This is a genomic window from Martinezella sp. CNPSo 3890 (genome assembly GCF_057784455.1).
Window position 1 is genome coordinate 60777 of record NZ_JBXSOR010000015.1, and the last position, 23170, is coordinate 83946.

The following is a 23170-nucleotide window of genomic DNA, read 5'->3' on the forward strand; positions in this document are numbered from 1 at the left end:
AGTTACCGATCTCCCCCCTTGTGGGGGAGATGTCACGAAGTGACAGAGGGGGGTGACAGCGGCGCGGCATATAACAAAGCCCGGATAAACTCCACTCAACCCTTCCGCTTCAATTTCGCCGCACCTTCTTCCACCAGCCGCTTCGCCGCCTCGGCGACCGTGATCTTGCCGAAGGCGAGCTGGTCGGCGACCGGGCGGGCGACGTTCGCGTCGAATTCCTGGGAGCCCAGCGGCGCCGGCACGGGATAGGTGCCGACCTGATCCTTCAACAGCTCGATATAGTGCACCGTCTGCTGCTCCACCGGATTGAGTGTCGGTAGGATGGCGGCGCGTACGGCGGGCGACATCGGCACGCCGCGTTCGACACCGAGAATCTTACCGGCGTCGACATCGTTGACGAAGAAATTGATGAATTTCGCCGCCGCTTCGCCATTCTTGCTGGTGGCGCCAACGCTCCAGATCAGCGCGGGGCGATAATAGTGACCGGAGGGGCCGTCCTTCTTTTCGCGCGGCAACGTGGTGACGGCGAGCTTGCTCTTGACCACGAGCTGATAGCCGACCAGCTGGTTGGAATAGGCCATGCCGATCGCCGATTTTCCGAGCGCCAGGCAGTTGCTCTCGATGACGTTCTGGTCGAGCGTCTGGACATCGGCGGAGACCGTGCCGCCGCGTTTGCGCAGGTCTTCCCAGTAGCTATACCACTCCTTGGCATCGTCGACACCGAAGCCGAGCCCGCCCTCTTCCGTAAAGAGGCTCTTGCCGCGCTGGCGCAGCCAGACATCGAGCACATAATTATAGCGTGCGCCATAAGGACCGCCCCAATAGCCGCGCTTGCCGGCAGCCTTGGTCATTTCCACGGCGAGATCGGCATATTCGGCCCATGTCGTGGTCGGACCGGGCGGCGTCAGGCCGGTCTTCTTGAACATGTCCTCGTCATAGAACATCGCGAAGGAATTCAGCCCGAGACCGACGCCATAAAGCTTGTTGTCAACCGTGGTCAGCTTCAGCACGTCCTTGCCGAAACTGTCGACATTCAGTGTCGAGGGCACGAATTGGTCGAGCGGCATGCAGGCGCCGCGCTTGGAATAGTCGGAGATCGTGCTTGGCTCGAGCTGGAAGACATCGGCGATGTTCTGGCTGGCCATGCCGGTGGCAAGCTTGGCCCAATAGCCGTCGCCGCTGATGCTCTCGCCGATAACGGACAGATCGGGGTTCTTACTGTGAAACAGCTCGGCCACGGCGACGGTGCGCTTGCCGCGATCGGGCGAGCCCCACCACATGGCCCGGAGCTGCGTCGCATCGGCAAAGGCGGGCATTGTGCTTCCCCCAAGGGCAAGGCCAGCTGCGGTTCCGGCAGCTCCGATCATGAAAGAACGACGATTCATGCGCATGAGATTCCTCCTTCTCTTGCGGTGTCATCCGCGGCGATCTCCCCGACGCCTTCAGCGGACAAGTCAGCGCGACGATATGCAATTTCATTGCACTGTGCAATAAAAAATCTTTCTATTGCAAATTTGCATAAGTTTGCATAGTGTTTGCGATATGAACGATATTCGCTCCAAACGCATCAGGCAGGCCGACATCGCCACTGCCGCCGGCGTCTCCGTCTCGACGGTGTCGCGGGTCCTCACCAATGAACCCGGCATCAGCGAGACGATCCGCCAGCACATCTTCAAGGTGGCAAGCGATCTCGGCTATCCGCTGAAGACCGCAGCCGAGACAGCGGCCGGCGGCTTGGCATTGATCGCCAGCGACAGCGTCACCGGCGGCTTGAGCGTCTTCTATGAAGGCATTCTGGAGGGCCTTCGCGCTGGCGCTGCCGAGCGCGGCATGCGCTTCGACATCCGCCTTGTCCGCGAGGCGAGAACCGAACCGGAGCTGGTGAAGGAATATCTGCAGAGCGCCGGGGCCGAAGGCCTCTTTCTCGTCGGCATCGACCCCTCGGAAGAGCTCTGCCGGTGGCTTGCGGCCAGCGGCACGCCGACCGTGCTCGTCAACGGCACCGATCCGAAGCTGCGCTTCGACGGCGTTTCTCCCTCGAATTTCTTCGGCGCCTACAACGCAACCCGGCGTCTACTCGATGCCGGTCACCGCCGCATCCTGCATCTGACCGGCTCGCATCGCCAGACGATCCGCGAGCGCATCCGCGGCTTCGAGGCGGCGATCGCTTCGGTGGAAGGCGCTGAAGGCCGCATCGTGCCGATGAATTTTCGCGGCAGCTCCAGCCAGGAAGCCCATGACAAAACCGCCGAGATCCTTGCCGCAGGCGAAGGCTATACCGCCGCCTTCTGCATGAACGATTTCATCGCCGTCGGCGTGCTGGACGCCGTTGTTGAAGCCGGCCTGCGGGTGCCGGAGGATTTTGCCATTGTGGGCTTCGACGATCTTCCCTGTGCCCTGATGACCAATCCCCGCCTGGCAACCATGCGCGTCGATCGCGCAGCTCTCGGCCGAGAAGCCATCGGCCTAATGATCGCACGCTTCCGCGACCGCGATGCGCCGGCCCGCCACATCTGCCACGGCGTCCCGCCGATCGCCGGCGGCACGCTGCCACCCGAAACCTGAAATCCAATCCCAGCCGCGGAAACGATCGAGAAAGCCGAACCGATGATCTATGACCCCGCCAGCTCCAATCCTCTTGCCGGCAACCCGCTGAAGACCCTTACGGACATGCGCTGCGCGCTGACCGATCTGTTCGATCCGCTGCTGCCCTATTTTTCCGAAGGCAATGCCCGCGTTCGCATCGATGGCGCAGGTGCCCATTTCGACCGCGCCGCCGCCGATCTCGAAGGTTTCGCCCGTCCCCTCTGGGGCTTGGCTCCGCTCGGCGCCGGCGGCGGCGACTTCAGCCACTGGGGCCGCTACGCTGAAGGCCTCGCCAATGGCGTCGACCCAAAGCATCCGGAATATTGGGGCGCGGTTAACGGCCGCGATCAGCGCATGGTCGAACTGGCCGCCCTCGGCTTCGCGCTGGCGCTCGTGCCCGAAAAAATCTGGGAGCCGCTCGATCGGCGCGCGCGCGACAATCTGATCGCCTACCTCAAGCACGCCCGCACCTTCGACTACGCCGACAACAATTGGAAATTCTTCCGCATCTTCGTGGATATCGCGCTCGATCGCCTCGGCGCCACCTTCGACCGCAGCCTGACGGAAAGCTACCTGAACGAGCTCGATGGCTTCTACATCGATGACGGCTGGTATCGCGACGGCAATGTCCGCCGCATCGATCACTACATTCCCTTCGCAATGCACTTTTACGGGCTGATCTATTCCAAGCTCGTCAATGACGACCGCTCCGAGCGCTACCGCGAGCGCGCCATCCTGTTCGCGAGGGATTTCCGCCATTGGTTCGCGCCCGATGGCGCTACGATCCCCTTCGGCCGCAGCCTGACCTATCGCTTCGCCTGCGCCGGCTTCTGGTCGGCGCTCGCCTTTGCCGATGTCGAGGCGCTGCCTTGGGGCGAAATCAAGGGCCTGTGTCTCCGGCATCTGCGCTGGTGGGCCGACAAGCCGATCGCCCATCGCGACGGCATGCTGCCGATCGGCTTTGCCTATCCCAACCTGCTGATGTCGGAGAATTACAATTCCGCCGGCTCGCCCTATTGGGCTTTCAAGGCTTTCCTGCCGCTGGCACTTCCCGAAACGCATCCATTCTGGACAGCGGAAGAAAAGCCACCAGAGAGTGAGCCGGCTATCATCCCACAAAGACACCCCGGCATGGTTTTGCTGCGCAACAAGGACGATGTCGTGGCACTCTCCTCCGGCCAGGAAAACCAGCAGATGCGCTTCGGCGCCGAGAAATACTCGAAATTCGCCTATTCCGCCCGCTACGGCTTCAGCATCGAAAGCGACGAGCGCATCTTTGCCGGCGGGGCCTTCGACGGCATGCTCGCCTTCAGCGACGACGGCCTCCATTATCGCGTGCGCGAAACCAATGAAGAGGCGAAGCTCGCCGGCGAGACGCTCTACGCCAAATGGTCGCCCTACCCGGACGTGACGGTAGAGACATGGCTCATCCCCTCGTCGCCCTGGCATGTCCGCCTGCACAGGATCACCACGCCACGACCCCTGCAGACAGCCGAAGGCGGCTTTGCCATTGCCCGGCGCGACTTCGAAGCCGACACGCTTTCCTCCGCAACCGGTGCCGCTTATGCCGTCGGCGAAGAGGATTTCAGCGGCATTCTCGACCTCGGCTCGACGATCACACGTGAAGGCATCGCGCAGAAAGCGCCCCCAAACACCAACCTCATCGTTTCCAAAACGCTGGTGCCGCAATTGCGGAGCACGATTCCTGCTGGCGAGACCATTCTCGTCTCAGCCGTACTTGCGGAGAAAGACCCAGCTGCCGTCGATCACGCCTGGAGCAGGCCGCCAGCCAAACCCGATATCGACGCGCTGCGCGCCCTCATCAGAGACAAGGGCGTTACGGTCAGCGCCATTGAGGCGCCGGGCCGCCTGCCATGACGCCATCCCTCTCCGGCCGCCCCGCGATATCATTCGCCATGCTACCGTCGCGCACACAGCACGTCCTGCCCGAGGCGCTCATTCAGCGCCTCGATTCTATCGGCCGCGTACTCGATGCCGCACCGATGCAAAGCTTCGACGATTCGCGTGCGGCCAAGCTGCTCGCGGAAACCGAAATTCTGATCACCGGCTGGGGGGCGCCGACGATCGATGGTGCCGCGCTCGCACAGGCGCCGCATCTCAAGCTGGTGGTTCATGCCGCAGGCACGGTGAAAGGACTAGTGGGCGACAGCCTATTCGATCGCGGTATCCTGGTGAGCCACGCGGCACAGGCCAATGCCCTGCCGGTTGCCGAATTCACGCTTGCCGCCATCATCTTCGCCGGCAAGAAGGTCTTCCGCTTTCGCGATTTCTACGTCGCCGACCGCAACCGCAACCGGACGGTACCAATGCAGGCCGACGCCATCGGCAATTACGGCCGCACCATCGGCATCATCGGCGCCTCGCGGATCGGCCGGCGGGTGATCGAACTGCTGGCGCCCTTCAACTACCGCGTCCTGCTCTATGACCCGATGGTCAATGCGGCCGAAGCGACGCGCCTCGGTGTTGAAAAAGCCGAGCTGGACGCACTGATGGCATCGGCCGACATCGTCTCGCTGCATGCACCCTCGCTGCCTGCCACGCGCCATATGATCGACGCCCGACGACTCTCGCTGATGAAGAAGGGGGCGACGTTCATCAATACGGCACGCGGCGCACTGGTCGATGAAGCGGCCCTGATCGCCGTGCTGAAAACTGGCCACATCGACGCGATCATCGACGTCACCGATCCGGAAATTCCAGAAGCCGCCTCGGCGTTTTACGAGCTGCCGAACGTCTTCCTGACGCCGCATATTGCAGGTGCCGTTGGGCTGGAACGGACCCGCCTCGGTGAGATGGCGGTGGATGAAGCCATCCGCTTTATCGAAGGCAAGCCGCTGCTCTATGAAATCCGCCGCGAAGACATGGCCAGCATGGCATGATGCGGCGCAGCAAATCCATGAAAACACCCTGAAATCGCCCCATTTCGGCACAGGCAAACAACCCGTTTTTAATCATTCCGCGCTAGCAATCTCATGAGCGTCGGTCCGCCAAAAGCTCTGCCTCGAACTTTTGGAAAGGATCATGCGTCGGCAGGTTGTTGCTGCGTACCTCGTGCCTCCGGAAGACGCACGGCGCAGCAATGAAGAGGTTCTAGTAATGCGTACCCGCGTCCTTTCCATTCTGGCCGTAATGCTGCTCGGAGTACTGGCGGGCTGCGCCACCGCACCCCGCCATACCCGCAACATCTGCGCGATCTTCGACCAGCGCGATGGCTGGTTCAACAATTGGCAGCGCGCCGCCGAACGCACGGAACGCAAGTACGGCGTGCCCGTGCCGATCCTGATGGCGACGATCTATACCGAATCCGGCTTCCGGCCGCGCGCCCGCCCGCCGCGGCGCTATTTGCTCGGCTTCATTCCCTGGAAACGCCCGACGACGGCTTACGGCTATTCGCAGGCGCTCGACGGCACCTGGGACAAATACAAGCGCGAAACCGGCAATTGGACGGCAAGCCGCACCAATTTCGCCGACGCCATCGACTTCGTCGGCTGGTATCACTACCAGACGCACCTGCAGACCGGCATTGCCCTGAACGATTCCTACGATCTCTATCTCGCCTATTATTCCGGCGCCAAGGGTTATCTGCAGGGAGCGTGGCGCGGCAATGGAACCGCTCTTGCCGGCGCCAAGCGCTTCAACGGCATGACGCGGATCTACGCGCAGCAGCTGCCGAGCTGCAGCTGATCTCGAAACGGGAAGCTCAATACCGCGGCACTAAGGCCGCGGCTCCAGCAAGTTCAACCCGCCATCTTCGCCCCAGATATCGGCAACCGACACCTGCTGGCCCGTGCGGCTGCTCTGTAGCGCGGCAATGCCACAGAGGACCGACAACGCCCCTGCCCGCGAACCTGCTCGCTGCTTGAGTTCGTCATTCGGGCCGGAGCGCAGCAGCATGTTACGTAGCCGGTCGTCGCCGCCATAGTGCCCGCCGGAGGAGTGCGGCACCCATATGCGCTCGACATCGCCGAAATTCTTCATCACGACGATCTCGTCGGCCGGCGGCGTTGTCCAGTTCTGCTTCTCGTATTGGCGCAGCTCGATGCGGCCCTTGTGTCCGTTGAAGGCGATATGATGACCTTCGATCGGCATATAGGTATTCAGGGAATAGGAGACGTTGATGCCGTTGCGATAGCGGATGGAGGCAACCATCGTATCGGGGATATCGATATCCTCACGGAAAACGCAGGCATCGCGCACATACCCATCGACGGATGAGGGGTCTTCATAGAGGCTCTCGAGCAGCGGCGTTGCGCTGATGTCGAGATAATAGTCGCACTCGCCCTTGTAACGACAGGTGCGACAGCGTTCCCCGCGGAACGGGCCTTTGCGGCCATAATGCTTGAGATCCGCAAAGGCGGCGACCGTTTCCGGATCGGAGTCCAGGTACCAATTCAGAAGGTCGAAATGATGCGTCGCCTTATGAACGAAAAGGCTGCCGGAATTTTCGACATAAGCATGCCAGCGGCGGAAGTAATCGGCGCCATGGCTGGTGTCGAGATACCAATGGAAGTCGACCGAGGTGACATCGCCGATGATGCCTGAATTGATCAGCTCCTTGATCTTCGCAGCGGTCGGCGCGAAGCGGTAATTGAAGGAAATATCCAACCGCTTGCCGGTACGTGCCTCGGCATTGATAATGCGCTTGATTTTGTCGACGGTCGTCGTCATCGGCTTCTCGCTGATGACATCGGCGCCAGCCTCCATCGCCTTGACGATCAGATCGTCATGGGTGGAATCGCGGGTGCAGACGATGACAAGATCCGGCTTTTCCGTCCGCAGCAATTCGTCGAAGTCGGTATAGATGGGCACCGATGCGCCGATATACTCCAGAGCCCGCTTTGCCCGCACGGCATTGAGATCGCAGACCGCCACGAGCTCGACCTCGTTGCTCCAACGCTCGACCAGATCCTTGCCCCACATAGTCGTGCCGCGATGACCCGTGCCGACGAGGGCGTAACGTTTTTTCGATGACTGCATGTCTCTTCCTCCAGAGTCTGCAAATGATGATGGGGCCGCAATGACCTGCGTTTACTTCGGCAAAAGCCCCTCACCGCGACCCTCTCCCACTTGCGGGGAGAGGGCTAGGGTGAGGGGCCAAGCACGGCAGCATCTGCAGCTAGTGCGGCGACCTCTCCATCGCCGTCCAATCCGGCGCGACCGATGAACCGAGACCGACAGCACCGATAACGGAACTGATCGCAAGCTGTCCCCCCTCGATCCGCAGTCGCGTGCGGCCATTGCTGATGCGGTAGAGATCGGAATGCACCTCGGCGAAAGCGGCCTGCTCCGCCTCCGGCGCGCCGGCCATGCCGTCGACATAATGATGACCGTTGCGCTCGATATGCGTCATGCCGATGAGCGATGCGAGCGCCAGATCCTGCTGCACGGCGAGACCTCCTTGCGTCGTCAGATCCTCGGCCGACATGAAATAGGGAATGCCGTCCTCGGCACTCCATTTGGCAACGCGCGCCCGGTTCAATAGCGAGCGATAGAACCCTTTGCAGGATTTCGAGGAGATGCCGGTATAGCCAAGCCCCCTCGCCGTGACGAAGGCATCGATATCGGCATCGGATTCGTCGATCTCCACCGGCTTGAAGGCAGCAAGCGCCTTCACCGGCTTCTCGAAGGCATGGGCGCGGGCGATCGGCTGCTCAACGAACAGGATCGAAGAGGCAAATCTTGCCAGCCTTGGCTCTTCCTTCACCCGGGAAAGCAGATCAGCGACGGCTTCGGCGGATGAGAATTGTTCGTTGCCGTCGAGCGTCACCGAATAGTTCGGCACCTTGGCATCGATGACGGCAGCGACGCGGCAAAGGCGGTCGATATCCGCGTCGGGAACGCCCGACACCTTCACTTTGAAGAACGTCAGCCCATAGGCGTCGATCGCCTCTTCGAAACTTTCCGGCAGGCCATCGTTCAGCCGCTCGCTTGCCGGAATATCGCCTGGCAGGATAGCATCGACCAGACCGACAGTATGGCGGGCAGCAAGGCTTGCCGATGGCTGCAAACTTGCTAGGAAGCCTGTGAGATCGAAGCCCGCGAGATCGCGCGCCGTGGAAGCATCGATACCGGGGCGGTTCGCCTTGATCGCTTGCGCGACGGTCAGTCCCTCCAGCCGGCAGAGCGCATCGAGAATAGCCCGGTTGGCAAGCGCGAGACCGAAGGATGCGACAAGCCCGTTCAGCTTCTCCGCCGCCGCTTGGGCATGATGTGAGGCCTCGGCGGCAGCATGCAGGCCGAAAGCCGTTCCCGCGCCCGCACTTCTTAAGGAATCGAGCGCCAGAGCCAGCGAACGCCGCAGCTGGTTTTCATTGTCCGCATTGGAAAGCTCGGGCGACTTGTCGAACCATTTCGGCACCATCAACTCGGCGGCCATGCCCTCAGCCGAACGCCCCAGCACATCCTCGATGCGCACCCGCAGAAAAATCTGCCGCGCCTCGCGCAAGGTTGCTGCACCGAAACGGAAGGGAAGCCGCAGCTTGACCTGACGCTCAAATGCTTCGGCCTCGACAAGCCTGATGGTCAATGGTTCGGTCATGATGCTGGTCGGCTCCTGTGATGGTCAGGCAAGTCTATTTGCATAGGGCACCAATATGCGTGGCCCCTCACCCAGCCCTCTCCCCGCCTGCGGGGAGAAGGAGTTTTCAAGCCCATGACCAGCACGAAACCAGTAACGGCCAGCTGGTTTGCTCTGTCGCCCCCTCTCTCCGCCTCAACGGGGAAAGGGCTGGGGTGAGGGGCTATTCAGTCCATTGCAGAAGCGGTTCTTCAAATCTCCGGCCACGCCGCATTGTAGCGACAGGCACACGCTATCTCCTCCATGCCCGATTCCCTCCAGAACCAGGAAAGCAAATGCTTAGTCGCCCAAGCAATGTAACCATATGGTTACAAGATCGCGCGTTACCTCCGGCGTTGTCAATCACCTTTTGAAAATTTCTCGAACCGCCGCACTGCCGAACACTACGCGCGGATCGAAGCGAGCGTGACGGCAACGATATGCTCACCCCACTCATTCAGCGCATCCGGTGCCATCAGCTTCCGCGCGAAAATCGTCGACAAGGTGTGCCGGTTCGACAGATAGAAAAAGCCGAGTGCCGCGATCGTGAGATAGACTGATATGGGATCAACCGCCGGCCGGAAAATGCCAAGCGCCTCCCCACGGCGCAGCACGTCTGCGAGTTCGTCGATCAGATGCGAATGCATGGCCGAGACTTTGTCGGAGCGCTGCAGATAATGCGCATGATGCAGGTTTTCGGTGGCAAGCAGGCTCAGAAACTCAGGATGCGCTAGAAAATGCCGCCAGGTGAACAAGGCCAGCTCCCGCATCCCCTCTTCCGGATGACGATGCGCCAGATCCAGCTGCTTTTCTGCGTTGCGGATCGTCGCATATGTCGCCTCCAGCACGGCGAGATAGAGCCCCTCCTTGTCGCCGAAATAATGATAGAGCATCCGCTTGTTCGTTTGCGCCCGCGCTGCAATCGCATCCACCCTGGCGCCACCGAAGCCATGCGCGGCAAATTCCTCCGTCGCCGCGTCCAGGATCGTGGCATGGGTGCGCTGCGGATTGCGAGACGCTTTTCTCGACCGCTTGCCCAAGGTCTTGCCGGCATCCGCTTGCGCTTTATTTTCAGGCTCTTGTCTCGCCCTGACCGCCATGGACGATCTCCTTCCGAACGGTAGCATTAGCGACGGATGCTGCCGGTTCCGGCATACATCGTTTTGATTGCCGCACGATTGGCGCTTGACAGCGGTCGCGTTTCTATCCAACTTGTAACCAAATAGTTATATCATGCAAAGCAGTTCGTAAATCATCGGTTCACTGGGGAGGAGACCAGGATGACGTTGACGATCGATCGCCGGCAGTTGCTAGCCGGCATGGCAGCCACACTCGCTTTCAGCGGTATCGGACTTTCAAGCGCCCATGCGGCAACCGCGATGCGCCTTCTTTGGTGGGGATCGAAGGAGCGTAGCGACCGGACATTTGCGGCGGTAAAGGCCTATCAGGCCAAGAACCCGGATATCGCCATCGCCGGCGAATCCTTCGGTTGGGACAGCTATTGGACGCGCTTGGCCACCCAGACCGGCGGCGGCAACGCGCCCGACCTCATCCAGATGGATTATCGTTACATCTTCGAATATGCCCGCCGCGGCGCGCTGCTCGACATGACGCCCTATCTCGGCAAGAGCTTGGCGATCGAGGATTTCGGCCCGGCCAACATCGATTCCGGCAAGGTCGACAACAAGATCTACGGTGTCAGCCTCGGCGTGAACTCCTTCATGGTCGTCGTCAATACGGCCGCCTGGACCGAGGCCGGCGTCGAACCGCCACATGACGCCATGACATGGGAGCAGATCGGCGATGCCTGCGCCAAGGTCACGGCTGCCAAGAAGCGTCGCGGTTTCTACGGCACGGCCGACGCAAGCGGCGGGGAGCCGGCGCTCGAATGCTGGCTGCGCCAGCGCGGCAAGGCGCTGTATACGACGGACGGCAAGCTCGCCTTCGAAGCAAAGGACGCGACCGAATGGTTCGATCTGTGGGGTCACATGCGCAAGATTGGCGCCTGTGTTCCGGCCGACGTGCAGGCGCTCGATCAGCAGACGCTCGAAACTGATATGCTTGTCACCAAAAAAGCAGCGATGAGCTTCGCCCATTCCAACCAGTTCGTTGCCATTCAAGGTCTGAACAAGGAAAAGCTCGATATCGTCTCCTATCCGGCCAATGCCGACAGCAAGCCCGGCCAGTATCTGAAGCCGTCGATGCTGATGTCGGTTTCGGCGACGTCAGCAAACAAGGATGCCGCCGTCGCCTTCGTCAATTATCTGGTCGAAGACCCGGAAGGCACGAAGGCACTCGGAGTCGAGCGCGGCGTTCCGCCTTCAAAAAAGATCCGCGACCTCCTGACGCCGGATCTGGATCCCGTCAGCAAGCAGGTGGTCGACTATATCGGCCGGCTGACGCCGCACGTCGGAGCGCTGCCGCCATCCCCACCGAACGGCGCCGGCGAGAATGCATTCCTGTTGAAGAAGATCGCCGAGGAGGTGGCCTTCGGCAAAACCAGCGCACAGGACGCTGGAACGAAGTTCACCGAACAGGCAGCAGCAAACATTACGCGAGGCTGATACCGTGGGTACAAACAGCAAGAGCGTTGCCGGCGGCTTGGCCGTCGGCGCGCGCGCGCCGTTGCGCGTGGAGACCTCCTACAAGGCGCCGAGCGCATTCTCGCGCAACGCACCCGGCTATCTCTTTCTTCTGCCGTGGTTCATCGGCTTCTTCGGACTGACCCTCGGACCGGCGATCGCCTCGCTCTATCTATCCTTTACCGACTATAATCTGTTGCAGTCTCCCAATCTCGTCGGCATAGACAACTATGTGCGGATCGCGACGGCGGACGACAAGTTCCTGTCGTCGATGAAGGTGACGCTGTTTTATGTCGTCTGCTCCGTGCCGCTGAAGCTCGCCTTCGCGCTGCTGGTGGCGCTGCTGCTCAACCGCGGCATCAAGGGCCTGCCGGTCTACCGTGCCATCTTCTATCTGCCGTCACTGCTCGGCTCCAGCGTCGCCATCGCCGTGCTGTGGCGGCAGATCTTCGATGCCGACGGTATCGTCAATACCCTGCTTTGGTACGCCTTCGGCATCAACGGGCCGAGCTGGATCTCCAATCCCGATTACTCGCTCTATACGCTCGTCATTCTCGCCATCTGGCAGTTCGGCTCGCCGATGATCATCTTCCTCGCAGGCCTGCGCCAGATCCCGACCGATCTTTATGAAGCCGCCAGCCTCGACGGCGCCTCGAAAACGCGGATCTTCTTCAAGATCACCCTGCCGCTTCTGACGCCGGTGATCTTCTTCAACGCGGTGGTCCAGACGATCGACGCCTTCAAGGCCTTCACGCCTGCCTATGTGATCTCCTCCGGCACCGGCGGGCCGATCGACTCGACACTGTTCTATACGCTCTATCTCTACCAGGAAGCCTTCGGCTATTTCCGCATGGGCTATGCCGCGGCACTCGCCTGGATCCTGGTGATCATTATCGCGATCTTCACCGCCTTTTCCTTCCTCTCCGCTCGTTATTGGGTCCACTACGATGACTGACGCGAAGCTCACCCATTTTGCCGAGGACATGAAGCCGCCGCGCGAGCGACCATGGTTCCTTTCCCTCCTCATCCACGTCGCTCTCGTCGCCGCATCGATCGTAATGCTCTATCCGCTGCTGTGGATGCTTTCGGGCTCGATCAAGGACCAGAACGAGATCTTCGGCACGGCCTCGCTGATCCCCTCGCAATTCGATTTCAGCTCCTATGCCCGCGGCTGGTTCGGCGGCCAGGTCACCTTCGGCAAATTCGTCTGGAATTCGGCCGTCATCGCCGTGCTTTCGGTCATCGGCAACGTCATTTCCTGCTCGTTGGCGGCTTACGCCTTCGCGCGGCTGAACTTCTGGGGCAAGAATTTCTGGTTCGCGCTGATGCTGGGCACGCTGATGCTGCCCTATCACGTCACGCTGATCCCGCAATATATACTCTTCCTCAAGCTCGGCTGGGTGAAGACCATGCTGCCGCTCGTCGTGCCGAAATTCCTGGCCGTCGATGCCTTCTTCATCTTCCTGATGGTGCAGTTCTTCCGCGGCATTCCACGCGAGCTGGACGAGGCCGCCATGATGGACGGCTGCAGCCCATGGCGCATCTACTGGCGGATCATGCTGCCGCTGTCGCTTCCCGTTCTGGCGACGGCCGCCATCTTCTCCTTCATCTGGACCTGGGATGATTTCTTCGGGCCGCTGATCTACCTCTCGGACATCAACACCTACACGGTACAGCTCGGCCTGCGCTCCTTCGTCGACTCCACCGGAAGTTCCGACTGGAGCAGCCTGTTTGCCATGTCGAGCCTGTCGCTGATCCCGGTCTTCCTGATCTTCCTCTTCTTCCAGAGGCTGCTGATCGACGGCATCGCGACCGCCGGCCTCAAACGCTGATTATGAACCCCGCAGTCCCGAATACCCAAGGTTTGGGACTGCGAACCAACAAACCCACGAAAGGAAATGTCGCATGAGCGCGCTGCGCTTCGCCGCCATCGGCCTCAATCACGATCATATCTACGGCCAGGTCAACGTCATGCTGCGGGCCGGCGCCGAACTCGTCGCCTTCCATGCAGTGGAAGACGATCTCGCCGCCACCTTCGCCGAGCGCTTTCCGCAGGCGAAACGCGTTGCCGATAAAAGAGAAATTCTCGAGGACAACTCCATCACGCTGATCGTCAGCGCCGCGATTTCCAGTGAGCGCGCCGATCTCGCTATCGAGGCCATGCGCCACGGCAAGGACGTGATGCTCGACAAGCCCGGCATGGTGACGCTGGATCAGCTCGCTGAAGTGCGAAAAGTGCAGGCCGAGACCAAGCGCATCGTCTCCATCCTCTATTCCGAACATTTCGAGACGGCATCGACGGTCAAGGCCGGCGAATTGGTCAAGGCAGGCGCCATCGGCAAGGTCATCCACACGACCGGCCTCGGCCCCCATCGGCTCCGCAAACCCACCCGGCCGGACTGGTTCTTCGACCGTAAGCGCTATGGCGGCATCATCGCCGACATCGCCTCGCATCAGTGCGAGCAGTTTCTGTTCTTCGCGGACTCGCTGGAAGCCGAGGTGCTGTCGGCGACGGTGTCCAACCGCGCCAATCCGGAAACGCCGGGCCTGCAGGATTATGGCGATTTCCATGTGAGGACGCCTGACGTCACGGGCTATGTCCGCGTCGACTGGTTCACGCCGGATGGTCTGTCGACATGGGGCGACGGCCGCCTCTTCATCGTCGGCACGGAAGGGACAATCGAGCTGCGCAAATATATCGACGTCGCCGGCCGGCCCGGCACCGATCACCTCTTCCTCACCGATCGCAAGGGCATGCAGCATATCGACTGCAGCGGAGTGGAGCTGCCCTATGGCCGCCAGCTTGTAGCCGACATCAGAGACCGTACCGAGACGGCTATGGGTCAGGAACATTGCTTCAAGGCCATGGAGCTGGCGCTGAAGGCGCAGGCGCTTGCCGAGGCTACATCGCTCAAGAACGCTCAGAGGTAACTGCGTCATGTCCGACATCAAGAAAGTCGCGATCATCGGCCTCGGCATCGGCCGCTCTCACATCGTCGAAGGGTATCTGCCACATCCGGATCGTTTCGAAGTCGCGGTTCTCTGCGATCTCAACGAGGAACGCCTGAATGCCGTCGGCGACGAATTCGGCATCGCGAGACGCCTCAAGGACTTCTCGGAAGTCCTCAACATGCCCGATATCGACATCATCGACATCTGCACGCCGCCCAGCTCGCATTTCCAGCTCATCATGGAGGCGCTTGCCGCCGGCAAACACGTGGTCTGCGAAAAGCCGCTTGTGGGATCGCTCGCCGATGTCGATGCGGTCATCGCGGCCGAAAAGACCGCCAAGGGCCGGCTGATGCCGATCTTCCAGTATCGCTATGGCGACGGCATCCAGAAGGCCAAGCGCATCATCGCTTCGGGTATTGCCGGCAAGCCCTATGTCGCCACGTCGGAGACGCATTGGGTGCGCGGCGCCGATTATTATGCGGTTTCCTGGCGCGGCAAGTGGGATACCGAACTCGGCGGCGTGCTGATGACGCACTCTATCCATCTGCACGACATGCTGACCTATCTGATGGGGCCGATCGCGGGCCTCTTCGGCCGCGTCGCCACCCGCGTCAACGATATTGAGGTGGAGGACTGCGCCAGCGCCAGCCTGTTGATGGAAAACGGCGCGCTCGCCACCATCAGCGCAACGCTCGGCTCGCAGGAGCAGATCAGTCGCCTGCGCCTCGCCTTCGAAAACGTCCTGATCGAAAGCAATCACGAGCCCTACAGCCCCGGCCAGGACCCCTGGAAGATCGTCCCCGCTAATGACGAGATCGGCGCGAAGATCGATGCGCTGCTCGCCGACTGGTCGCCTATTCCCAACCGTTTCAACACGCAGATGAGGCTGTTCCACGACGCGCTGGTGTCCGGCGGACCGCTGCCGGTGACGACGGCCGATGCCCGCCAGGCACTGGAACTGGTCACGGCATTCTATGAATCGTCGGAAACGCGCACCGAAGTCCGCTTCCCCGTCGGGCCGGAAGCCAAGAAATACAAGAGTTGGAGGCCGTCATGAACGTTGCCCCGCGAGCCATCAGGACCAACAAGGAGGGAGCGCCTATGGCGACAAGCGTATCGCTGCAGAAGGTTATCAAGCGCTACGGCGAGCTTCAGGTGGTTCACGGGATCGACCTGGAGATCGAGCCGGGGGAATTCACCGTTTTCGTCGGCCCCTCCGGCTGCGGCAAGTCCACGCTCCTGCGCATGATCGCAGGCCTCGAGCCGATTTCCGGCGGTGGCCTCTATCTCGACGGCAGCCGCATGAACGATGTCCCCGCCTCCAAGCGCGGCATCGCCATGGTCTTCCAGTCCTATGCGCTCTATCCGCATATGACCGTCTACAAGAACCTCGCCTTCGGCCTGGAAACGGCTGGCATGAAGAAACAGGACATCCAGCCGCGCGTCGAAAAAGCGGCCGAAATCCTGCAAATCAAGCAGCTGCTGCAGCGCAAGCCGAAACAGCTTTCCGGCGGCCAGCGCCAGCGCGTCGCCATCGGCCGCGCCATCGTGCGCGAACCGAACATCTTCCTCTTCGACGAGCCACTTTCGAACCTCGACGCGGAACTGCGCGTGCAGATGCGCGTCGAGATCGCTCGCCTGCACCAGCGGCTCGGCAATACCATGATCTACGTCACCCACGACCAGACCGAGGCCATGACCATGGCCGACAAGATCGTGGTGCTGAACGGTGGCAAGATCGAGCAGGTGGGCGCGCCGCTCGACCTCTACAACAAGCCGAAGAACAAGTTCGTCGCCGGCTTTATCGGCTCGCCAAAGATGAATTTTCTCGATGCGAAAATCGTCGCCTCCGACGACGGCTCCGCCGTCATCGATCTCGCCGGCCAGACGGTGCGCCTGCCGCGCCGGCTGGGCAGCCTCCAGCCGGGACAACCCGTGACCCTCGGCGCCCGCCCGGAGCACCTGAATGTCGGCGATCGGGGCCTGGCTCTCGGCAATGCCCGCGTCGATCTCGTCGAACATCTCGGCGGCCAGACGATCCTCTACGTCACGCTGCATGGCGGCCAGGCGCTGACGGTCGCGCTGGAAGATCAGCAAGCCATCCGCGCCGGCGAGACGGTTAGCATTCATATCGATCCCGAGCGCTGCCACCTGTTCGGGCCAGATGGGATGACGTTGTAGGAGAGCTGGTGTGAAGAGTTATCTCGCCCCTGGCGGGCGAGATAACTCCTCGTGCCGCCATCAACTACACCTCGACGATCCGCCGGCTGCCGATGGCGCGGATCTGACCGGATGGAATGACATCGACCGGAACGCCCTCCCGCCGGTACAGGTGAATCCGCCGGCTGCCCGGCGCAAGATGGAACCAGTCGTCCTCGGCCCGATAGGCTTCCAGATCGATCTGCACGGATTGTGCCAGCCGGTCGCTGATCAGCTCCAAATACCAATCCTCGCCTTCCTGAAGAACCGATGCAGTGATCTCGGCGTCGTGAAGAGCTTTCGTTCTGCCTAACGGGAAGTAGAAGGCCTCAGCGATCACCGCGCCGGTTACCGAGTTCGTCAGCCGAGCCGCTACGACGTCATGTGATGGCGGACCGAAACGGAAAGCATAGGTCGTGTCAAAGAAGGCGCCAAACAGATCAGTGCAGGCTATCTTTTGCTTGGCGCGGGCTTCGAGCACCAGATCGCGGCCGCCACCGACGACGATCTGACGCCCGTCACGCAGGCAGGAGACTTCGACGGTGAGGTCAAGCGCCGCATCGCTCTCATTCATGACGTGTACGTCGAGACCGTTCGTACCTTCATCCATCAGAAGCACCTGCACTGGCCGGAAGGCACGGCGCAGCCCATACCAGACCGGCTTCGGCTCTCCGGTCGAATCGATCACGCCCCAGCCGGCGCCGGGAAGCAGATCCTGCAGAGTCCAGACAAGCGCGCCATTGCAGCCGGAACCTCGGCGGCGCCACTCCGCATAGGTCTCCTCGGCCACTTCACCGGTCACCGCCCGCGAGAGGTTGAGATAGAGATCCGGGTCTTCCCGCCGCAATCGGTTGGGCTCGAAACCGTAAAGCTCCTGAAGATAATGATCACGCACATCCTCGAAATCCCAGGATGCGCCGCGATCGCGCGGTACCCGCTCTTTCCATAGCGGGCTATGGACTGCCGGAACCGGCAGATGCTGCCCCAGAGTACGGGCTTGCGGCACATGCGCGAAAGCCAGGCTCTCTGCGGCGAAGCGGACGTCGGCGCGGCGCGCATCGGCAAGCGGCCGCATATACGCCCCGACGCCATAATAATGCGTGACGCCGGCATTTGGCGAAAACGGCATCGGCCCGCCCGAGGGCGAGTTGACGACATAGGGCACATCCGGCCGCAACGATTGCACCAGTGGCGGGATGATCTCCTCGACAACAGGGCTTTTCCAGAACTGTTCGGGCAGGCCCATCATGGCTGCCTGCTGATGGATCTCGCTGCCGCCGCAAAGGATGGCCAGCGAAGGCGACAGCCGAGTGCCGCTCAGGAACTGCGAAACCTCCGCCTCGACATGGGCGTTGAACGCCTTGTCATTCTTCGGATAGTCGAAATTGGCGAACATGAAATCCTGCCAGACCAGCAGGCCAAGTCCGTCGCACAGGCGGAAGAATTCCGGCGTTTCATATGCCATGGTGCCGCCGATACGGATCATGTTCATGCCGGCTTCAGCCGCCAGCCGTAGCCAGGGTTCATAATCGTCGCGGCCGCCAGGCAGGCGTACGATATCGGCAGTGGTCCAGACCGCGCCGCGGCAGAAAATCCGCTCGCCATTCACGACAAGAGCGAAATCCTGGCCATCGGCGCCGCGATCGACCGACAGCCGACGGAAACCGGTCTTTCCGAGCGCATGCTCCACGCCATCGACGACGAGCGAGATATCATGGAGCTGCGGCACGCCATGCGTATGCGGCCACCAGGGCACCACATCGGGAATTTTGAGGATTGCGGTATAACGGCCGGCGCTATCCTTTTCGAAGGCCTGCTCCGTCTCTCCGCAGCGCAAAAGCAGCTCCTCAACCGTGCCCTCGATCGAGAGCGAGGCATAGAGCCTACCCTCGCCATTCTCAAGCAGGTCCGGCCGCAAGGAGAGATCACGAATGACAGGCGCGCTCGGCCGCAGCAGCGAGATCGGCCGCCACGGACCGACGGCCTGAACATCCGGACACCAGCCTGGCATATGGCCGAGCAATGTCGTGCGCACCATGCGCAGGCCCTGGGGCGTGATCATCTGCGGCCGCCAGCGGGCGCGTGGCCCGGGCTCGGAAAGCTTCGGCTCCAGCGCACGGAAGCAGAGCGCCAGCTCGTCACCGCCGAGCAGGGTGACGTCGATGTCATGGGCCTCGAACATGCTTTCGGACACAAGGATTTGCTGGCCGTTGAGGAAGACTTCGCAAAGCGTCGCCAGCCCCTCCAGTCGCAGGACCGCCTCGCCCGCCTCCACATCCACCAGACGGCAGATGTACCAGGCATCGCGATCATGAAGCGGCTGCGGCCTTGTCCGGTCGAAACGCCCGGCCTTTTCCAGCGCCTCCGCCACCGTGCCCGGCACGGGCGCGGGAATGAAACCTGAGGTCAGCGGCACATCGGACGGTAAGAGGCAGGTGCCTGCCTCCGTCAGTACCAGATTCCAACCTTCGCTCAGCCGCATTCCGCCGCCGAGATCCGCCAAGCGCCCGCCCATGACATCTTCGGGGGATTACCCCCGCCCCAATATGTTCAGAAATAACCCAGCCGTATCGCGGATCAAACGGAAGCCCGTCAAAGCTTCCGTTCAAGTTCGCTCATCATGGAATCCCACGCATCGGCGGCGGGATCAAGCGCCGTGCGCAGCGGCTCGAATTTCTTGCGCGTGATGGCGCGGGCAAGCTGGAACTGCACCGATTTTGCCGTCTCGGAAATTTTCCGCGCTTCGCCAGCCGCGTTACCCAAATCAGCCGCGAGCCAATCGAAATGGCTGCCGGCCAGTTCGAAATTGGCGCCGAGCTGACGCAGCGTGTTGAACGCATATTTATGGAAGAAGCCGAAAGGCCGTTCGGCGATCGCCTCCACCTGCGCCGGGAAGACCTCGGCGAAGGCACGGATCGGATTGGCCTTGGGGCGACGGCGGAAATGGAAGGACAGAAGCTGCCGCGCCGTCTCGCGGATCCCAGCGTCAGCGGGTACCTTCTCCGGAAATTTCGCAAATTCCGTATAGGGCAGGAAGGGCAGGTCCTCGTCCGTCAGATGCAGCTGGAACAGTCCGTCGAAATCCTCGCCCGACAGCTGGAAGAAGCCGCCATTGTGGAAATAATCGAGCGTGCGGCCCTGCATGTCGAGCCGGTTGATCGCGACCGTCGTCTTGCCGTGTTCGCGGCGATAGCCGACGCCTTGCGTGTCCGGCATGAAGAAGGAATCCATCTCCACCAGGCAGAGCCGGCCGCGGCCGATCTGCTCGGCGACATGGTTCTCAACCTTGTCGTAAATCGCAAGCTCGGTGCAGCGCACGCCATAGAGCGCTTCCAGATCCTCGAGCGGCACCTTGAAGAAGGTGAACTGATCGCCCTCGAAATCCTGTGTCACCGTGAAGCCGAGCATGGCTTCGGGCGGCAGCTTCAGGCTCGAAAGCACCTCGATCCAGAGATCGATGTAGCAGTTGGTCTCAGGCCACATGCGCTCGCTGTCGTGCAGCGCATGTGGCTTGTAGGCGGCGGGATCCAGTCCCTGAAACACGGAAGCCATGGGTGCGATCAGCCCCACAGTGCCTTGCGCACGCTCTCGGGCCATTCCTTGGTGTCGAGACCATGGGTGTGGAACAGCGCCAGCGCGATGCGCTCCAGGCCGAAGCCGACGCAGGCCGTGTGCACGACGCGGCCATCGGCAAAGTTCAGGCCCCATTTCGTGCCGAAGGCATCCTGATGGTAGTTGAAGCTCATGCAGGCGGTCGGCTTGGCGGCAGACGTGATCGGGATCAGCAGCTCGAACTTCAGGTTCTGGTCGCGCTGGTTATTGGCGAGCATCTTGCCGGCCCGGCCGAAGAACGGGTCGTTGGCGACATCGATGGTGACGTCGAGGCCGACGGCCTTCATCATCTCGACACCGCGATCCATCCAGCTCTGGCGGAAATCCGTCACATGCTTTTCGCTGCCCATGCAGACATATTCGCGCATGCGGAAGAGCTGCTGGCGGGCCGGGTCCTTGGAAGGCTCGTGGCGGAAGCAATAGGATTGCAGATCGTAAAGCGCGCCGTCTTCCGGAATGGCGCCGCGCTTGGCAACCGTCGGATAGAGCGGATAGCAGGCGGCGGGCGTCAGCACGATATCGGTGGCCTGCTGGTCTTTCGTCCAGTCGTCGCCGACTTCCATGCACTTCAGCAGGCTCATGTGATCAAGCTCGTTGCCGCAGAAGCTGTGCACGGTGCCGGCTAGCTGTGGGAAGCTCTTCATATAGCCGCTCGTCTCAAAGAAGGCGCGGTTCATGCCCGGCGGAAAGCGGATTGCTTCGGCGCCATCGGCGCCGCCGAATTTGTCGATCAGGCGCTCGAAAGCGGAAATAACGTCTTCGAACTGGCCGCTGCGGCCGTAGAGACCATCAACGCCGGTGTCGATCAGCAGGCCGGATTCGAAAAGAAGGTCGAGAAACGATGTTTGCATATCCATGACGGTTACCCCAACAGGCTGGTATCTTGTTTGTGGACGAGCAGCATGGTCGACGTATTGCCGAGAATGCGGTCATTCGAAATCATCAATTGCGCCGAGTGCGCGTCGCGCAGGTGGCGGCCGAGGCTGTAGGGCGTACCGTTCTTGTAGCCCATGATGCCGCAGATCAGCATCGCATGATTGATGATGGGCAGGATCATCTCCGAGGATGCGATCTTGACGTTGTTCATCGCCACGGCGAAAGCCATCGACGACAGGCGGTCCGCATCGAGCTTCGCCTCCTCATAGGCCTTCAGCCCGGCAACCACATTGGATTTCACCATCTGCAGCATGCTGGAGGCTTCGGCGAGACGCAGCGCACCGGGCGGCGGTGCGCCGGGAGACTTGCGGGCAGCGGCACGAACGAAAGCTTGTGCGCGCGAAACCGCATCGGCGGCAATGCCATACCACACACCGCTCCAGAGCAGGTGCGAGCTTGCCAGCATCGATTGCGCGGCGATCTCGGCAAACGGCTTCGGCAGGATCTGCTTGGCCGGCGCCACGCCCTTGAACAGGAAGCCGTCGGAGCAAGTGCCGCGCATGCCGAGCGTATTCCACTCGACCGTGCGCTTGATCTCGTATTGATCCCTAAGAAAGCAGGTCAGCACCTGATCGGAAGACGCCGCCTCGGCATGGCTGCGCGAGGTGATCAGAATGGCGTCGGCATGAGCGCCGTAGGAGATGACGGTCGCATCCTTTTCGAGGGTGCAGGTATCGCCTTCGACCTTGATGGCGCAGATGCTGTTGCGCAGATTGCCGCCGATCCCGCCCTCGGTCGTCGCCGAAGCGAGCAGCAGCTGTTCCCTGGCGATGCGGCGCATGAAGTCACGGTGCCAGTCGCTGTCGGCGCCATGCTCGACCAGGCTCGACAGCTTGATCTGGTGCATGGCGAAGACCATGGCGCTTGCAGCGCAGGCCTGACCAAGGATCGAGCAGAGCTCGGCGATTTCGGTCACCGACGCGCCTTCACCGCCGAGATCGGCGGGGATCTGAATGGAGAGCAGCTTCTCGGCGCGCATGGCGTCGACGGCTTCGCGTGGGAACCGGCCTTCGGCATCGACGGCATCGGCGTGCTGGCTGGCGATCGCTGCGACGCGGGCGGCGCGCACCGCCGCTCCTTCGCCCGACCCAACCTCGAGTAAAGCGACCGCCGCAGTCATTATGCGACCTTTCTACTATCGAGGATCATGCCGACGGTTCTTTCGATCGCGGCGATGCTGGCGAAGGACTTGCGGTTCAGCAGGTTGTCGGGAAACTCGATGTCGAAGGCTTCCTCGATGCCGAGCATCAACTGGACGGAAGCGAAAGAAGACAGGCCGGTCGCATAAAGATCGGCATCGTCTTCGATTTGATCGATAGCAACGGGAAGCGCGCCGAACTTGGCCAGCAAATCGCGAATCGTCTTGTTCATAGTCTAGTCCCTTCTGGCAATGGTAAGCATAACCGCAGTTACGCCGTCTTATCCTTCACCAAGAAGTAACAGGCAAAATAGAACATTCCGCTAAGCGACGTGGTAAATACAAACAACTTATACTTCGTTGAAAATTGCTATATTCAACACTTGTCTGATTAAAATTTACCTTCCGTAAGCCATATAAAGGATGACTTCCGCAAAAATATTATATTTACCTAATATTATGCCATGTCGATTTTTGGAAGAGCGAGGTATCAAAAAAGGTTAACGCACCAAAATTCGCCACTACGTTTTATTCGAAAATGACAATCACAATCAGAGCGTCAGTGCAATAAGATCATAAGTACGCACT

Annotated in this window: 19 protein-coding genes; 10 read left to right on the forward strand and 9 right to left on the reverse strand. The window is 61.0% G+C overall.

Annotation, left to right across the window (positions count from 1 at the left end):
• Window positions 1-95 precede the first annotated feature (95 nt).
• Entirely contained in the window at window positions 96-1391 is a 1296-nt protein-coding gene (locus AC13RC_RS26590) for an ABC transporter substrate-binding protein (RefSeq protein WP_488559031.1), read from the reverse strand.
• Window positions 1392-1542: 151 nt separating this feature from the next.
• On the opposite strand from AC13RC_RS26590, the gene AC13RC_RS26595 reads away from it, so the two are divergent.
• From AC13RC_RS26595 to AC13RC_RS26610, 4 genes are all read left to right on the forward strand, one after another.
• Window positions 1543-2565: a LacI family DNA-binding transcriptional regulator gene (locus AC13RC_RS26595; RefSeq protein ID WP_488559032.1), complete on the forward strand. Its 1023-nt coding sequence runs from the start codon at window positions 1543-1545 to the stop codon at window positions 2563-2565.
• 42 nt (window positions 2566-2607) lie between these two features.
• A complete protein-coding gene (locus tag AC13RC_RS26600; protein ID WP_488559033.1) occupies window positions 2608-4464 on the forward strand; it encodes a DUF2264 domain-containing protein in 1857 nt (618 codons plus the stop codon).
• Window positions 4461-5486, forward strand: a complete 1026-nt coding sequence (locus AC13RC_RS26605) for a hydroxyacid dehydrogenase (RefSeq protein ID WP_488559034.1) — start codon at window positions 4461-4463, stop codon at window positions 5484-5486. Before AC13RC_RS26600 ends, AC13RC_RS26605 begins: the two co-directional genes overlap by 4 nt.
• 217 nt (window positions 5487-5703) lie before the next feature.
• Window positions 5704-6291: a transglycosylase SLT domain-containing protein gene (locus AC13RC_RS26610; protein ID WP_113331524.1), complete on the forward strand. Its 588-nt coding sequence runs from the start codon at window positions 5704-5706 to the stop codon at window positions 6289-6291.
• Window positions 6292-6321: 30 nt separating this feature from the next.
• On the opposite strand, the gene AC13RC_RS26615 is transcribed toward AC13RC_RS26610, so the two are convergent.
• The 3 genes from AC13RC_RS26615 to AC13RC_RS26625 form a co-directional block, all read right to left on the reverse strand.
• Window positions 6322-7584 carry a Gfo/Idh/MocA family protein gene (locus AC13RC_RS26615; RefSeq protein WP_488559035.1) on the reverse strand — a complete coding sequence of 421 codons (1263 nt, stop codon included), beginning with the start codon at window positions 7582-7584 and terminating at the stop codon, window positions 6322-6324.
• A 139-nt stretch (window positions 7585-7723) separates the two neighbouring features.
• Window positions 7724-9145, reverse strand: coding sequence for a mandelate racemase (locus AC13RC_RS26620; protein ID WP_488559036.1), 1422 nt, complete (start codon window positions 9143-9145; stop codon window positions 7724-7726).
• A 422-nt stretch (window positions 9146-9567) separates the two neighbouring features.
• Window positions 9568-10263: a TetR/AcrR family transcriptional regulator gene (locus AC13RC_RS26625; protein WP_113352696.1), complete on the reverse strand. Its 696-nt coding sequence runs from the start codon at window positions 10261-10263 to the stop codon at window positions 9568-9570.
• A gap of 180 nt (window positions 10264-10443) precedes the next feature.
• On the opposite strand from AC13RC_RS26625, the gene AC13RC_RS26630 reads away from it, so the two are divergent.
• From AC13RC_RS26630 to AC13RC_RS26655, 6 genes are all read left to right on the forward strand, one after another.
• Window positions 10444-11727: an ABC transporter substrate-binding protein gene (locus tag AC13RC_RS26630; RefSeq protein WP_113331514.1), complete on the forward strand. Its 1284-nt coding sequence runs from the start codon at window positions 10444-10446 to the stop codon at window positions 11725-11727.
• Between the two features lie 61 nt (window positions 11728-11788).
• Window positions 11789-12700 carry a carbohydrate ABC transporter permease gene (locus tag AC13RC_RS26635; protein WP_488559063.1) on the forward strand — a complete coding sequence of 304 codons (912 nt, stop codon included), beginning with the start codon at window positions 11789-11791 and terminating at the stop codon, window positions 12698-12700.
• Entirely contained in the window at window positions 12693-13577 is an 885-nt protein-coding gene (locus AC13RC_RS26640) for a carbohydrate ABC transporter permease (protein WP_488554933.1), read from the forward strand. Before AC13RC_RS26635 ends, AC13RC_RS26640 begins: the two co-directional genes overlap by 8 nt.
• A 73-nt stretch (window positions 13578-13650) precedes the next feature.
• Window positions 13651-14676, forward strand: coding sequence for a Gfo/Idh/MocA family protein (locus AC13RC_RS26645; RefSeq protein ID WP_488559037.1), 1026 nt, complete (start codon window positions 13651-13653; stop codon window positions 14674-14676).
• 7 nt (window positions 14677-14683) lie between these two features.
• The gene (locus AC13RC_RS26650) at window positions 14684-15754 is read left to right on the forward strand and encodes a Gfo/Idh/MocA family protein (protein WP_488559038.1); all 1071 of its coding nucleotides are present in this window, start codon (window positions 14684-14686) and stop codon (window positions 15752-15754) included.
• Window positions 15755-15798: 44 nt separating this feature from the next.
• A complete protein-coding gene (locus tag AC13RC_RS26655) occupies window positions 15799-16878 on the forward strand; it encodes an ABC transporter ATP-binding protein (RefSeq protein WP_113421266.1) in 1080 nt (359 codons plus the stop codon).
• 64 nt (window positions 16879-16942) lie between these two features.
• Here AC13RC_RS26655 and AC13RC_RS26660 read toward each other — a convergent pair whose 3' ends face one another.
• The 5 genes from AC13RC_RS26660 to AC13RC_RS26680 all read right to left on the reverse strand — a co-directional run bounded on the left by AC13RC_RS26660 (window position 16943) and on the right by AC13RC_RS26680 (window position 22815).
• Window positions 16943-19411 carry a glycoside hydrolase family 2 protein gene (locus AC13RC_RS26660; protein WP_488559039.1) on the reverse strand — a complete coding sequence of 823 codons (2469 nt, stop codon included), beginning with the start codon at window positions 19409-19411 and terminating at the stop codon, window positions 16943-16945.
• A gap of 77 nt (window positions 19412-19488) precedes the next feature.
• Window positions 19489-20448, reverse strand: a complete 960-nt coding sequence (locus tag AC13RC_RS26665) for a DUF1839 family protein (RefSeq protein ID WP_113331600.1) — start codon at window positions 20446-20448, stop codon at window positions 19489-19491.
• Window positions 20449-20456: 8 nt separating this feature from the next.
• Window positions 20457-21365, reverse strand: a complete 909-nt coding sequence (locus tag AC13RC_RS26670; protein WP_488559040.1) for an amino acid--[acyl-carrier-protein] ligase — start codon at window positions 21363-21365, stop codon at window positions 20457-20459.
• A 5-nt stretch (window positions 21366-21370) separates the two neighbouring features.
• A complete protein-coding gene (locus AC13RC_RS26675; RefSeq protein ID WP_488487148.1) occupies window positions 21371-22564 on the reverse strand; it encodes an acyl-CoA dehydrogenase family protein in 1194 nt (397 codons plus the stop codon).
• On the reverse strand, window positions 22564-22815 hold the full coding sequence (locus AC13RC_RS26680) for an acyl carrier protein (RefSeq protein WP_075853503.1): 252 nt from the start codon (window positions 22813-22815) through the stop codon (window positions 22564-22566). Before AC13RC_RS26680 ends, AC13RC_RS26675 begins: the two co-directional genes overlap by 1 nt.
• Between the last annotated feature and the right edge of the window lie 355 nt (window positions 22816-23170).

What these genes read in the sequence shown, in the direction of transcription:
- AC13RC_RS26590 (WP_488559031.1), bottom strand. Translation starts at nt 1,391, where the DNA reads ATGCGCATGAATCGTCGTTCTTTCATGATCGGAGCTGCCGGAACCGCA.
- AC13RC_RS26595 (WP_488559032.1), top strand. Translation starts at nt 1,543, where the DNA reads ATGAACGATATTCGCTCCAAACGCATCAGGCAGGCCGACATCGCCACT.
- AC13RC_RS26600 (WP_488559033.1), top strand. Translation starts at nt 2,608, where the DNA reads ATGATCTATGACCCCGCCAGCTCCAATCCTCTTGCCGGCAACCCGCTG.
- AC13RC_RS26605 (WP_488559034.1), top strand. Translation starts at nt 4,461, where the DNA reads ATGACGCCATCCCTCTCCGGCCGCCCCGCGATATCATTCGCCATGCTA.
- AC13RC_RS26610 (WP_113331524.1), top strand. Translation starts at nt 5,704, where the DNA reads ATGCGTACCCGCGTCCTTTCCATTCTGGCCGTAATGCTGCTCGGAGTA.
- AC13RC_RS26615 (WP_488559035.1), bottom strand. Translation starts at nt 7,584, where the DNA reads ATGCAGTCATCGAAAAAACGTTACGCCCTCGTCGGCACGGGTCATCGC.
- AC13RC_RS26620 (WP_488559036.1), bottom strand. Translation starts at nt 9,145, where the DNA reads ATGACCGAACCATTGACCATCAGGCTTGTCGAGGCCGAAGCATTTGAG.
- AC13RC_RS26625 (WP_113352696.1), bottom strand. Translation starts at nt 10,263, where the DNA reads ATGGCGGTCAGGGCGAGACAAGAGCCTGAAAATAAAGCGCAAGCGGAT.
- AC13RC_RS26630 (WP_113331514.1), top strand. Translation starts at nt 10,444, where the DNA reads ATGACGTTGACGATCGATCGCCGGCAGTTGCTAGCCGGCATGGCAGCC.
- AC13RC_RS26640 (WP_488554933.1), top strand. Translation starts at nt 12,693, where the DNA reads ATGACTGACGCGAAGCTCACCCATTTTGCCGAGGACATGAAGCCGCCG.
- AC13RC_RS26645 (WP_488559037.1), top strand. Translation starts at nt 13,651, where the DNA reads ATGAGCGCGCTGCGCTTCGCCGCCATCGGCCTCAATCACGATCATATC.
- AC13RC_RS26650 (WP_488559038.1), top strand. Translation starts at nt 14,684, where the DNA reads ATGTCCGACATCAAGAAAGTCGCGATCATCGGCCTCGGCATCGGCCGC.
- AC13RC_RS26655 (WP_113421266.1), top strand. Translation starts at nt 15,799, where the DNA reads ATGGCGACAAGCGTATCGCTGCAGAAGGTTATCAAGCGCTACGGCGAG.
- AC13RC_RS26660 (WP_488559039.1), bottom strand. Translation starts at nt 19,411, where the DNA reads ATGGGCGGGCGCTTGGCGGATCTCGGCGGCGGAATGCGGCTGAGCGAA.
- AC13RC_RS26665 (WP_113331600.1), bottom strand. Translation starts at nt 20,448, where the DNA reads ATGGCTTCCGTGTTTCAGGGACTGGATCCCGCCGCCTACAAGCCACAT.
- AC13RC_RS26670 (WP_488559040.1), bottom strand. Translation starts at nt 21,365, where the DNA reads ATGGATATGCAAACATCGTTTCTCGACCTTCTTTTCGAATCCGGCCTG.
- AC13RC_RS26675 (WP_488487148.1), bottom strand. Translation starts at nt 22,564, where the DNA reads ATGACTGCGGCGGTCGCTTTACTCGAGGTTGGGTCGGGCGAAGGAGCG.
- AC13RC_RS26680 (WP_075853503.1), bottom strand. Translation starts at nt 22,815, where the DNA reads ATGAACAAGACGATTCGCGATTTGCTGGCCAAGTTCGGCGCGCTTCCC.